Below are 12,448 nucleotides of genomic sequence, written 5' to 3' on the forward strand. Positions count from 1 at the left end.
GCCCGGAATAACCCGCCCGCCGCCGACGCCGCGCATAAAAAAGCCCCGCGACCCAAAGGGCGCGGGGCGAGCGGGTCGAAGCTTCCAACCCAAGGAGCACGCAACGTGCGTTTACCGGTTGGCGAGCTTCTCGCCCGGCCAGCCGCCGCCCAACGAGCGGAACAGGTCCACCAGCGCGATCTGGCGCTGGGTGCCGACTTCGATCAGCGCCGATTCATCGACGAAACTGCTGCGCTGGGCATCGAGGTAGCGTAAATGACTGTCGATCCCGCCTTCGTAGCGGGCCTTGGCCAGGGTGAGGGTCTCGCGGCTGGTGTCGGCCAGCGCACGTTGGGCCTGTTCCTCGCGGCGCAGGGTGTCGGTGGCCGACAAGGCGTCCGCCACCTCACGGAACGCCGTCTGGATCGTGCCTTCGTACGCGGCCACCGCCGAATCCTTGCGCGCCTCCGCCAGGCTCAGCCCGGCGCGGTTGCGGCCGCCGTCGAACAGCGGCAGCGACAGGGTCGGCACGAAGCTCCAACTGCGCGACCCGCCGTCGAACAGGCCGGACATCTGCGCGCTCGACGTGCCGAAGCTGCCGGTCAGGGTGATGCGCGGGAAGAACGCCGCCCGCGCCGCGCCGATATCGGCGTTGCGTGCCTGCAGGCGGTGCTCGGCGGCCAGGATGTCCGGACGGCGCTCGATCAGCGACGACGGCGTGCCCGGCGCGATGTCCTGCACCAGCATCGGTGAGTCCTGCGCGGTCTTCGGGATCGACTTCGCCGCATCCGGCGTGCCGAGCAGCAGCACCAGGGCGTTGAACGCCTGCTGCTTCTGGCGCAGGTTGCGTTCCTGTTCGGCGCGGGACTGCTCCACCAGCCCCAGCGCTTCCTGGTAGTCCAGGGCGCTGGCGGTGCCGACCGAACGGCGTTGGCTGATCAGGGCGAAGGAGTATTCGCGGCTGATCAGGGTCTGCTGGGTCAACGTCAGACGGCGTTGGGCGCCGTCGTGCACCAGGTACGCCTGGCTGACCTCGGCGATCAGGGCGATCCGCGCGGCGCGGGCCGCCTCCTCCGTGGCCAGGAATTCCTGGAGCGCGGAGTCGCTGAGGCTCTTGACCCGGCCGAACAGGTCCAGCTCGTACTCCGGCAGCGCCAGGCCGACCTGATACTGGCTGGCGACTTCGGAGCGGCCGCTGTTGGACAGGTCCGCCGGCTGCCGCTGGCGGTTGCCCGAGGCGCCGGCGTTGAGGCCCGGCACCCGGTCGGCGCGCTGGATGCGGTACTGCGCGCGGGCCTGTTCGATGTCCAGCAGGGTCTGGCGCAGCGAGCGGTTGTTGTCCAGGGCCGTGGTGATCAGCCCCCGCAGCTGCGGGTCGACGATGAACGTCTGCCAGGACAGTTCATTGATGGCCGTGCCGGCCTGGGCCGACTGGCCGCGCCAGTGGTCGGCCACCGGCGCGTCGGGCCGCTCGTAGGTCGGCGCCATGGAGCAGCCGCCCAGGGCCAGGGCGATCAACAGCGAGGAAATGGCTGAAAGACGCATGGGATCACTCCTGGGCCAAGGCCGGTTTTTCGGAAGGCTCCGAGGATTCGATCGGAGCCGGTTTGCGGCGCAGCACTGTCAGCACCCAGACAAAGCAGATCGGCACGAACAGCACGCCCAGCAGCGTGGCGCTGAGCATCCCGCCGATGACGCCAGTGCCGATGGCGCGCTGGCTCATGGCGCCTGCGCCGGTGGCCAGGGCCAGCGGCACCACGCCGAGGATGAACGCCATCGAGGTCATCACGATCGGTCGGAAACGCAGGCGCGCGGCTTCCAGCGCGGCGTCGCGCAGGCTGTAGCCCTTCTCCCACAGTTCCTTGGCGAACTCGACGATCAGGATCGCGTTCTTCGCCGCCAGGCCGATGATGGTGATCAGGCCCACCTTGAAGTACACGTCGTTGGGCATGCCGGTGACCATCACCGCCAGCACCGCACCGATGGCGCCGATGGGCACGATCAGCATCACCGTCAACGGGATCGCCCAGCTTTCGTACAGCGCCACCAGCAGCAGGAACACCACCAGGATCGCCAGGGCGAACAGTTGCGTCGCCTGGCCGCTGGACACCTTCTCCTGGTACGACAGGCCGGTCCACTCGTAGCTGAAGCCCGCCGGCAACTGCGCAGCCAGGCGTTCCATCTCGGCCATGGCCTCGCCGGTGCTGGAACCCGGCGCGGCGTCGCCGACGATGCGGATCGACGGATAACCGTTGTAGCGCACCAGTTGCACCGGGCCTTCTTCCCAGTGAGTGGTGACGAACGCGCTGAGCGGCACCAGATTGCCCGCGCTGTTGTGCACGTACAGCTTGAGCACGCTTTCCGGGGTCATCCGGTCGCCCTGCTCGGCCTGCACCACCACCCGCTGCTGACGGCCGGCGTTGGTGAAGTCGTTGATCACCTCGGAACCGAACGCCGCCGACAAGGCGCCGCTGACCGATTCGAAGCTCACGCCCAGGGTGCGCGCCTTGTCGCGGTCGATCACCACGCGCAGCTGCGGCGACTCGGCCAGGCCTTCCATCATCGCGTAGAGGATTTTCGGGTTGCCGTTGGCCTGGCCCAGCAATTGATCGCGCGCGGCAATCAGGGCCTCACGGCCGAGGCCGGCGCGGTCCTGCAGACGCAAGGCGAAACCGCCGGAGTTGCCCAGACCGTCAATCGGTGGCGGCGGCACCGCCATCACTGCGCCGTCGCGGGGCACGGCGAACTGCCCGTTCAAGGCGTTGATTTCCGCCAGGGCCGATTGCTCTTCGTTGCGCAGCGACCAGTCCTTGAAGGTCGGGAACACCAGCGCCGCGTTGTCGCCCATGCCGGAGAAGCTGAAGCCCGACACCAGGAACGTCGAAGCCACGGCCTCGCGAGTGGCGAGGTAGCGCTCAAGCTCCGCACCAGCCGCGTCGGTACGGGTGCGGGTGGCGCCCGGCGGCAGTTGGATGTCGACGATCATGTAGCCCTGGTCTTCCACCGGCACGAAGGACTCCGGCAGGCGCACATAGAAGTAGCCGAGCATGGCGATGATGCCGACGTACACCAGCATCATGCGGCCGGCACGCATCACCAGAGCGTTGTTGAGCAGCGAATAGCGCTCGGTGAGCCGGGCGAAGCCACGGTTGAACGCGCCGAAGAAACCGCGCTTCTCATGGTGCCCATGGGGGATCGGCTTGAGCAGCGTGGCGCACAGCGCCGGGGTGAAGGTCAGCGCCAGGAAGCCCGAGAACAGGATCGACACCGCCAGCGACACCGAGAACTGCTGGTAGATCACGCCGACCGAGCCGGACATGAACGCCAGCGGCATGAACACCGCCGACAGCACCAGGGTGATGCCGACGATGGCGCCCGACACCTGCCCCATCGCCTTGATCGTGGCGTCCACCGGCGACAGCCCTTCCTCGGCCATGAGCCGCTCGACGTTCTCCACCACCACGATGGCGTCGTCCACCAGGATGCCGATGGCCAGCACCATGCCGAACATGGTCATCATGTTCACCGAGAAGCCGAGCAGGTACATCATCAGCAGCGTACCGGCCAGGCACACCGGCACCACGATCGACGGGATCAGGGTGTAGCGCACGTTCTGCAGGAACAGGTACATCACCAGGAACACCAGCACCATCGCTTCGATCAGGGTGTGGATCACCTTCTCGATGGCGACGTCGACGAACCGCGAGGTGTCGTAAGGGACGGAGTATTCCACGTCAGCCGGGAAGTACTGCGACAGCTCGGCCAGACGTTCTTTCACCGACGCGGCGGTCTGCAGCGCGTTGGCGCCCGGCGACAGCTGGATCGCCGCCGCCACCGCCGGCCGGCCGTTGAGGCGCGAGGAGAAGTTGTAGCTTTCCTGGCCGATCTCCACCCGCGCGACATCCGCGAGCTTGACGGTCGAGCCGTCTTCGTTGGCGCGCAGGACGATCTGGCCGAACTCCTGCGGGTTGTCCAGCGTGCCTTTCACCGCCAGGGTGGCGGTCAGCTCCTGCTGGCTGCTGCCCGGCACGCTGCCGAAACTGCCCGCCGGCACCTGCACGTTCTGCCCGCTGATGGCGGCGCTCACGTCGTCGATGGACAGACCGTAGCCCACCAGTTTCTGTGGGTCGATCCAGACCCGCATGGCCGCTTCGGAGGAGAAGAACTGCAGCTTGCCGACGCCCGGCACACGGCGCAGTTCGTTGTTGATGTTGCGCGCGGCGAAGTCGCCCAACGCGGTCGCGTCGGCGTGCTGCGCGCCTTCTTTGTAGTAGAGCGCGTAGATCAGCAGGAAACCGGCGCTGGTCTGCTCCACCTCAAGGCCTTGGGTCAGCACGGCCGGCGGCATGCGCGCCTCGGCCTTCTTCAGGCGGTTCTGCACGTCCACCTGGGCCAACTGCGGGTCGGTGCCCGGCTGGAACGTCACCACGATCTCGGCGATGCCGTTGGAGTTGTTGGTGGACTCGAAGTACAGCAGGTTGCGGGCGCCGTTGAGCGACTCCTCGATCACGCTGGTGACCGAGTCCACCAGCACTTTGGCGGAGGCGCCGGGATAGGTCGCCGTCACCTTGATCTGCGGCGGCGCGACGTTGGGGTACTGCGCCACCGGCAGCATCGGGATGACCAGCAACCCGGCCAGGGAGATGAACAGCGCCACCACCCAGGCGAAGTTCGGGCGTTTGATGAAGAATCGGGACATCGGAAAATCCTCGCGGCCACCGGGCCTTACTGATGAGCGCCGGACAACTGTGCTTGAGCTTGTGCTTGAGCCTGGCTGGCCGTGACCTTGGCGCCCGGCTGCAGGCCGGCCATGCCGCCGACGATCACCTGGTCACCGGCCTTCAGGCCTTCGCTGATCTGCCAGCGCGAACCTTGCATCGCGCCGGTCTGCACGCTGCGGGCCTCGACCCGCTCGTCCGCGCCGACCACCAGCACCGTCGCGCCGCCGTCGCTGCCGCGCTGCACCGCGCGCTGCGGCACCAGAATGGCCTGGCCGTCGGTGCCTTGAGGCGTGCGCACCCGCACGTACATGCCCGGCAGCAGCACGCCGTCGGTATTGGCGAACTTGCCGCGCAGCGACACCTGGCCGGTGCCGCGGTCCACCGCCACGTCGGTGAACATCAGGGCACCCTGGCGCTCGTAGGCGGTGCCTTCGACACGGATCGACAAAGCGTTGTTGCCGTTGGCTGACAGCTTGCCGTCCTTGAGCGACTCACGCAGGCGCAGCGCGTCGGCCGCCGACTGGGTGAAGTCGACATACACCGGATCCAGCTGCTGGATCCGCGCCATCAGCGTGGCGTCGCCCTGCCCGACCAGCGCGCCTTCGGTCACGAGCGCGCGGCCGACCCGGCCGGAAATCGGTGCGGTGACCGAGGCATAACCGAGGTTGAGACGGGCGGTTTCCACATCGGCCTGGGCCGTGCGTGCAGCCGCTTCGGCGCCGCGCAGTTGGGCGGTGGCGCTGTCGAAGTCCTGCTGGCTGACCGCTTCGATCTTCACCAGCGGCTCGTAGCGCTTGAGCCGCGCCTGCGCCTCCTGCTGCGCCGAGCGGGCCCGGGCCAGTTCGCCTTCGGCACGGGACAGCGCGGCCTTGAGCGGTGCCGGGTCGATCTGGAACAGCAGGTCGCCGGCCTTCACGTCCGCGCCTTCCTCAAACCGCTTGTGCAGGACGATGCCCGACACCCGTGCGCGCACTTCCGCCACGCGCATCGGCTCGACCCGGCCCGGCAGCTCCGAGCTCAACGCCAACGGTTCGGTGACCACCGGCACCACCTCGACCGGCCGCGGAACCTCAGCCACGTTCTGCTGATCGTCCGCCGCCCCGCACCCGGCCAGCGCAATGGCCATCGCCAATGAACTCGCCATCCCTATTGCACGCAAATTACCCATGAGACACCCAAGGCTTGATCAAGAATGGCGCGAATGCTACTTTCAGATTCGTTATGAGTCAAATGTGTCTCATATGAATGTTTTTGTCATTCCCTTGAACCCGACCCTGGTCTGCGCCATGCCCCCAACAGAAATGCCTGCTTCCGCCACCGCTCCACCTGCCCCGGACCGGACGCATCCGCCGACGCCCCACGACGAGCATCTGTTCAAGCGCCTGACGGCGGCGTTCGTCAGCCGGCCCCGGGCAACCATGAAGGAACTGGCGCAGATGGCCGGCCTGAGCAAGGCCACCCTGCACCGTTTCTGCGGGACGCGGGACAACCTGTTGAACCGGCTGGAGCTGCATGCCGAAAACATGCTCAGGATGATCATCGCCAATGCCCGGCTCGACCCGGCCGATGCCCAGGAAGCCCTGCGTCGCCTGATCCGGGAGCACCTGACCCACCGCGAGCTGATGGCGTTCCTGATGGTCCAGTACCGGCCCGACTCGCTGGACTTCGACCAGCCGGACGCACGCTGGAAACTCTATTTCGATGCGCTGGACCGGTTCTTTCTCGGCGGCCAGCAACTGGGCGTCATCCGGATCGACATCACGGCGGCCGTGCTCACCGAACTGTTCATCTCGCTGATGTACGGCATCGTCGACGCCGAACAGCGCGGGCGTGCGGCGCCGGCCGACTCGGCCCGGGCGGTGGAGCAGATGTTCCTGCACGGCGCCGTGGGCCGCGAACAGACCGCGGCGGCCCATTGACCGTGGCGGCCGGACAGGCAGTCGCGCAAAGTCAAAAACCAGTCATGCAAAGCCAATCAATCGGCGCAGGACTGGCCAAGAATCCAGGTGCTCTCTTCGCAATCATTCGAGACCTGCACCAATGGAATTCGACTACATCATCGTGGGCGCCGGCTCCCCCGGCTGTGTGTGGGTCAAGTGGAACTGATGACCTTCCACACCGACCTGCAAGCCGACATCTAGGCGTTCGCCAAGGTCCAGGACGAGTATTTCCCCGACCGCTACCCGGCGTGGAGCGCCCTGGGCATCTCGCAGCTGTCGTTGCCGCAGTTGCGGGTGGAGATCCGCGCCGTGGCCGTGGTCGGCAGCGGCCGGGCCGGGTGCTTTCCCCCGATAATTTTCCTATAGTGCGGGACTGGATCACTTGCGCAACGACTGCGCCCGGAGCTCAGCCATTCCCATGCCCAACGCCCCTCGCCCCGCCCCTGCCGACACGCCCGGCCCGCTCCTCGACGGCCAACCCGAACCGCGCGCCCGCCGTGGCCGCCCGGTGGGCAACCATGAGGAAAAACGCACCGGGCTACTCAAAGCGGTGATGTCGGTGATCGCCCGCGAAGGCTATGCCGACACGTCGATGCGTAAGGTCGCGCAGCAGGCCGGCTGCACCACCGGCGCGGTCACCTACTACTTCGCCAACAAAGAGGAAATGGTCACCGCCGCCGCCCGCCACCTGTTCGACGAATTCGACATCCTGCTCCGCGGCGGCAGCGACCTGGACATCGGCGCTTTGATCAAGGAATGGCTGAACCTGGCCAAGACCGAGGAGGCGGACGCCTGGCTGGCCCTGTTCCAACTGATGGCCCACGCCCGGCACGAGCCGGCCTTCGTCAAAGTCTTCGAGGAGCGCTATGCGCGCTTTCGCGAAGCGTTCAGTTCGGTCCTGACCAGGGGGCAGCGTGACGGCACGATCCGCGAGGACGTGGAGGCCACCGTGCTCGCCGACCTCATCTGCGCCATGGGCGACGGCTGGATGATGGCCAAGCCCATCGAGCCCGAACGGTTCACCGACGCCCGCAAGGAAGCCTTGCTTGCGGCGGTGCTGACCCTGATCGCGCCACCGCCCGCACGCTGAACCGACGGCGGGCTGTGCCGGCGCCCTTGGGCGAAGGCGCGCAATTGAATTGACATGGTTGCCTTGGGCAACTATATAGTTGCTCAAGGCAACTATAGGGTCTTACATCATGTCCCCGATCATCGAACGCGCCGAAACCGTCCGCCGCTTCAACCGCTTTTACACCCATCAGATCGGCGTGCTGCAGGAACACCTGCTGCGCAGCGAGTTCTCGCTGACCGAAAGCCGCATCCTCTACGAACTGGGCGCACGGGCCGACCTCACCGGCGCCGACCTCTGCCAGATGCTGGGGCTGAACGCGGGCTACCTGAGCCGGGTCATCGGCGGCTTCGAGAAAAAGGGCCTGATCGACAAGACCCGCTCCGCCACCGACGCCCGGGCCTCGTGCCTCGGGCTCACCGATCAGGGCCGGCAGGTGCTGGCCACCCTGGAGCACGCCTCCCGCGAAGAAGTCATCGCCCTCCTGCAGCGCCTGCCTGAACCCCAGCAGGAGCAACTGATCCAGGCCATGAAGCGGGTACAAAACCTGCTGGGCGACAGCGACCCCTCCTACCTCTTGCGCGACCCCAAGGCCGGCGACATGGGCGCCGTCGTCCAGCAGCAGGCCGAGCTCTACACCCGCGAATACGGCTGGAACAGCGAGTTCGAGGCCTTGGTGGCCGAGATCGTCGCCAAATACCTGCGCGAATTCGACCCCAGCGGCGAGCGCTGCTGGATAGCGGAAAAGGACGGCCGGGTGGTCGGTTCGGTCTTTGTCGTGCGCCATGACGCCACCACGGCCAAGCTGCGGATGCTCTACGTCGATGCCGGCGCCCGTGGCCTGGGGATCGGCCAGCGCCTGGTCGAAGAGACCCTGCGCTTCGCCCGCCAGGCCGGCTACAAGACGATGATGCTGTGGACGGTCGACATCCTCACCGACGCCCGCCGGCTGTACCAGAAGGCCGGCTTCCGGCTGGTCGAAGAGGAGCCGATGCACAGCTTCGGCAAGGCTCTCGTCAGCCAGACCTGGGCGGTGGACCTGTGACGCTGACCGGACCTAAGCAACGGATTCGACCATCAGCGGGTGGAGTTCAGGGGCGGTTCTGTGGTGTCCTGTCGCCAAAGGCCCGCCGTTGCCGGCGGGGCTCACGTCATTCGGCTACTTCACGATGAGGTTCGATTCATGAGCAAAGCGCCCTACATCCCGCCCAAGGTCTGGAAACACGAGGCTCCGTCCGGCGGCCAGTTCGCCAACATCAACCGCCCGGTGGCCGGGCCGACCCACGACAAGGCCCTGCCGGTGGGCAAGCATCCGCTGCAGCTGTATTCCCTGGCCACACCCAACGGCGTGAAGGTCACCATCCTGCTCGAAGAGCTGCTGGCCCTGGGGCACGCCGGCGCCGAGTACGACGCCTGGCTGATCCGCATCGGCGAGGGCGATCAGTTCTCCAGCGGCTTCGTCGAGGTCAACCCGAACTCGAAGATCCCGGCGCTGCTGGACCGCAGCGTGGAACCGGCCATCCGCGTGTTCGAGTCCGGCTCGATCCTGCTGTACCTGGCGGAGAAGTTCGGCGCCCTGCTCCCCTCCGACCCGGCCGGCCGCACCGAAACCCTGAACTGGCTGTTCTGGCAAATGGGCTCGGCCCCGTACCTGGGCGGCGGCTTCGGCCACTTCTACGCCTATGCGCCGGAGAAGTTCGAGTACCCGATCAACCGCTTCACCATGGAAGCCAAGCGCCAACTGGACGTGCTCGACCGCCGCCTCGGCGAAAGCGCCTACCTGGCCGGCGACACCTACACCATCGCCGATATCGCCGTCTGGCCGTGGTACGGGCAACTGGTGCGCAACAACGTCTACGCCGCCGCCGAGTTCCTCAACGCCCAGCAATACACCCACGTGCTGCGCTGGGCAGAAGAGATCGCCAAGCGGCCGGCGGTGCAGCGCGGGATGCGCGTTAACCGCACGTGGGGCGACGAGGCGAGCCAGGTGCCGGAGCGGCATCGGGCTGAGGATTTGGGGTAAGGGCGTGGGGCTTTACTGATGGAACGGCTGGTCAAGCATTGGCTTGACCGGCCGTTTTTTGCTTTAGCGCATTGGCGATTCTTTGTGGGGCTGCGCCTACATTCGTAAAGGGGCAGCTATCGGCCAAAAGCGGACGGTCAATCAGGAGTTGTAACAAAGAGTTGTCCGCCATTTAATGAGTGATCGAACATCAGGTTGATGAACCGAAAATGAGTAAATTGGGTTGCACGTGTGGCCATGTGATTACCGATCAGACCGACGGCTTGCCCTATAAGGCGAGCCTGCTTCGCGACGAGGTGGAAAATGAATTTTGGAATGAGGTGCACCGTGAACTCAAACCTCTGGTAGAGGCGGCGGAGTCCGGAGACAAGGCTGCGATCGCCGATGCATTTGGCGAGTTTTCACCCGGGTTCAGCGCTGCTGACGAGCTGCAAGACCGAATTTCCAGCCTCTACATTCGCCGAATGTCGACTGCCTACGAGTGCCAGAACTGTGGACGCCTTTGGGTGCAAAAAGCTGACAGTGAAAGATTTGTTTCCTATGTCCCTGAGGAAGGTGCATATGGCGCAATCCTGGCAGTGGCATCAGTAGCATCTGAAAATCTGAATTAAGCGTTCGCGATGGGTCGGAAGCGGAGATTGCAATCGGCAGCAATCGGCCAAAACCGGCCCTCAATTAGCATTACGAGAAAGCAGCCATCACCTGGATCTTGCCCCTTGCCAACCGGGGCACCGTGCAGATGCTGTCAACCTATGAATCAGCTACGTATTGCCTCGACCACCACTACCACGACCGCCCGAGGCGGGTCGTGAGAGGTGTCGTGAGTCAATAATGCACGATCTTCAAAGGCCCGCCAGTGATGGATAGGGCCTTTTCTTTTGCCCTTGCGTCGCTGGCCCAAACGCAAGGAAAAGCACTATGCATGCACTGTTGATTCTCGATATGCAGGTTGGATTGTTTCATGGCCCAGAAAAACCATGGGCTGGTGAGGCGCTGCTAAACACGCTGAATAGTCTGTTGAATGAAGCCCGCACGGCCGGCGCGCCCATTTTTCTTGCTCGCCATGTGGGGCCGCCCGGCTCACCTATCGAACCAGAAAGCCCGTTGACGCAATTGGTGGAGGAACTGCTGCTGAGGGGCGACGAAGTGATTTTCACAAAAAGCCGGCCTAACGCTTTCGCCATGACAGACCTGGCCGATCGACTAAAGGCTTGTGGTGCTCAAGGCGTGGTTATTGCCGGAATGAAGACCCAGTATTGCGTCGATAGCACCTGCCGCGCCGCACGAGATCTAGGATTCGATGCAGTGCTGATCGCCGATGGTCATACCTGCACCGATACTCCCGCTTTGAAGGCTGAAAGTATCGTCGCTCATCACAATGCAACCCTGGCGGGCCCATTCTGTCGTGTCGTTCACGCTGCGGACTGGCGTTTCTGACCGGCATTGATAGATCGGCTCAAGTTCTGGGTCGATCTGTCCGTTTTGGGTGGCTTGTGTTCGCACGAAAATATGGGACGGATTTATTTTCGGATAATAAATTCGTCCCCTTTTTTCCCCTTTTTTCTATGACAGATGTGTCGCAAAAACTGAATGACTAGAAAAGGATACGCAATGGAAAGCGATGTCACGCCACAGACTTCAGCCACACCGAACTCTATCGCTAACGCCTTTCCGCCCGGCCTGAAACTAGATGCAGAGGGTCTGAGCCTGGTCATGGGCGATCCCAAATTTGCTGATCACCAAGGCATAGAAGTCACAGCAGGCAAAAGTCATGTGGTGATTCCATACCGAATCTACCACAAGGGCAGCGAGCAGGATGGTGAGTCACTGAGCCGGACTCAGAGCACGATGTACTCGTGCCTTTTGACCAGACACCACGATGGCTACATACGCCAGCGTCAACTCGAAAACATCCTCCCGATCTCCGAGCACTGGGTCGTTCCATTCGTTGTTCAGCTCACTGGCGAGTATGTGATTGAGCTCCTCGACACATGTGAAGCCCATTTATCTCTACTTGACCCTGTGCTTTACGGCTCCTTCATCAATGACAACCCGAAATATTTCCAGACCACGCGAGACCGAATGATCAGCTACTGGGATTGCTACTACCGGCGGCTGTATCCGCACAGACATGACTATGTCGGGTTCAGGCTGTTCGACCGACTCCAGGAATTTGCATCTCGTCTATGAGCACTGGATCGCTTCCCAGTTTTCTTGAACACCGGTCGAATTCACGACTGCTTCTGGCCGATAGCGCTCCTCCGTAATCGAAGGATTTCATACAACACCGAACGCCAGTAGCTCGACGCCCCCACCTCACCCCAACCTAACAACATCCACCGAAACCTCCCTAGCCACCTCCGCCCCCCGGTTCTCCAGCCAGTGCGTGGTGTTCCTATCCTCCGGCCAGCCGGCGCCGGGGCCATAGTCCGTGGCGATGCCGTTGCGGTGATCGGTGATCGTGCCTTGCAGAATGAACACCATGCCGGGCCTGTCCTTGTGGCTGTGGATCGGGCCGAACACGCCGCCGGGGTCGATGGTCACCAGGCGCATGCGCAGTTGGCGCCCTGCCATGCCTTCGATCTCCGGGCCCAGGTCCAGGGTTGCCAGTAACTCCACGGTGACGCCTTGGGTTTCCGGGGCCGTGCGTTCGCCGCTCATTTCGGTGTCCTCCGCAAAAAGACAGGGCTTCATCAGCAGTAGACACCTTGAAGGC

11 protein-coding genes are annotated in these 12,448 nt (G+C 64.2%); 7 read left to right on the plus strand and 4 right to left on the minus strand.

Annotated elements, in window-relative coordinates; translation table 11 throughout:
* Positions 1–111 precede the first annotated feature (111 nt).
* The 3 genes from CAG41_RS24880 to CAG41_RS24890 are packed head-to-tail and all read right to left on the minus strand — an operon-like array spanning position 112 to position 5,868.
* On the minus strand, positions 112–1,524 hold the full coding sequence (locus CAG41_RS24880; RefSeq protein ID WP_085583783.1) for an efflux transporter outer membrane subunit: 1,413 nt from the start codon (positions 1,522–1,524) through the stop codon (positions 112–114).
* Positions 1,525–1,528: 4 nt separating this feature from the next.
* Complete coding sequence (locus CAG41_RS24885) at positions 1,529–4,678, minus strand: efflux RND transporter permease subunit (protein ID WP_085656982.1); 3,150 nt, start codon at positions 4,676–4,678, stop codon at positions 1,529–1,531.
* 26 nt (positions 4,679–4,704) lie between these two features.
* Positions 4,705–5,868 (minus strand): MexC family multidrug efflux RND transporter periplasmic adaptor subunit, encoded by a 1,164-nt coding sequence (locus tag CAG41_RS24890; protein WP_085707588.1) that lies wholly within the window; start codon positions 5,866–5,868, stop codon positions 4,705–4,707.
* A gap of 133 nt (positions 5,869–6,001) precedes the next feature.
* Between CAG41_RS24890 and CAG41_RS24895 the strand changes: the two genes are divergently transcribed.
* From CAG41_RS24895 to CAG41_RS24930, 7 genes are all read left to right on the plus strand, one after another.
* Positions 6,002–6,619 (plus strand): TetR/AcrR family transcriptional regulator, encoded by a 618-nt coding sequence (locus CAG41_RS24895; protein ID WP_085707589.1) that lies wholly within the window; start codon positions 6,002–6,004, stop codon positions 6,617–6,619.
* Between the two features lie 439 nt (positions 6,620–7,058).
* A complete protein-coding gene (locus tag CAG41_RS24905) occupies positions 7,059–7,730 on the plus strand; it encodes a TetR/AcrR family transcriptional regulator (RefSeq protein WP_085583791.1) in 672 nt (223 codons plus the stop codon).
* Between the two features lie 109 nt (positions 7,731–7,839).
* Positions 7,840–8,754 (plus strand): GNAT family N-acetyltransferase, encoded by a 915-nt coding sequence (locus tag CAG41_RS24910; protein ID WP_170930088.1) that lies wholly within the window; start codon positions 7,840–7,842, stop codon positions 8,752–8,754.
* A 138-nt stretch (positions 8,755–8,892) separates the two neighbouring features.
* Positions 8,893–9,732, plus strand: coding sequence for a glutathione-dependent disulfide-bond oxidoreductase (gene yghU / locus CAG41_RS24915; RefSeq protein ID WP_085707590.1), 840 nt, complete (start codon positions 8,893–8,895; stop codon positions 9,730–9,732).
* A gap of 209 nt (positions 9,733–9,941) precedes the next feature.
* The gene (locus CAG41_RS24920) at positions 9,942–10,343 is read left to right on the plus strand and encodes a hypothetical protein (RefSeq protein ID WP_256582653.1); all 402 of its coding nucleotides are present in this window, start codon (positions 9,942–9,944) and stop codon (positions 10,341–10,343) included.
* Positions 10,344–10,650: 307 nt separating this feature from the next.
* Positions 10,651–11,169, plus strand: a complete 519-nt coding sequence (locus tag CAG41_RS24925; RefSeq protein ID WP_085707592.1) for an isochorismatase family protein — start codon at positions 10,651–10,653, stop codon at positions 11,167–11,169.
* Positions 11,170–11,343: 174 nt separating this feature from the next.
* Positions 11,344–11,922: a hypothetical protein gene (locus tag CAG41_RS24930; protein ID WP_085707593.1), complete on the plus strand. Its 579-nt coding sequence runs from the start codon at positions 11,344–11,346 to the stop codon at positions 11,920–11,922.
* 126 nt (positions 11,923–12,048) lie between these two features.
* On the opposite strand, the gene CAG41_RS24935 is transcribed toward CAG41_RS24930, so the two are convergent.
* On the minus strand, positions 12,049–12,393 hold the full coding sequence (locus tag CAG41_RS24935) for a cupin domain-containing protein (RefSeq protein ID WP_085707617.1): 345 nt from the start codon (positions 12,391–12,393) through the stop codon (positions 12,049–12,051).
* Positions 12,394–12,448: the final 55 nt, after the last annotated feature.

The organism is Pseudomonas sp. B35(2017), from assembly GCF_002113645.1.
In the GTDB taxonomy this organism is placed as follows: Bacteria; Pseudomonadota; Gammaproteobacteria; order Pseudomonadales; family Pseudomonadaceae; genus Aquipseudomonas; species Aquipseudomonas ekonensis.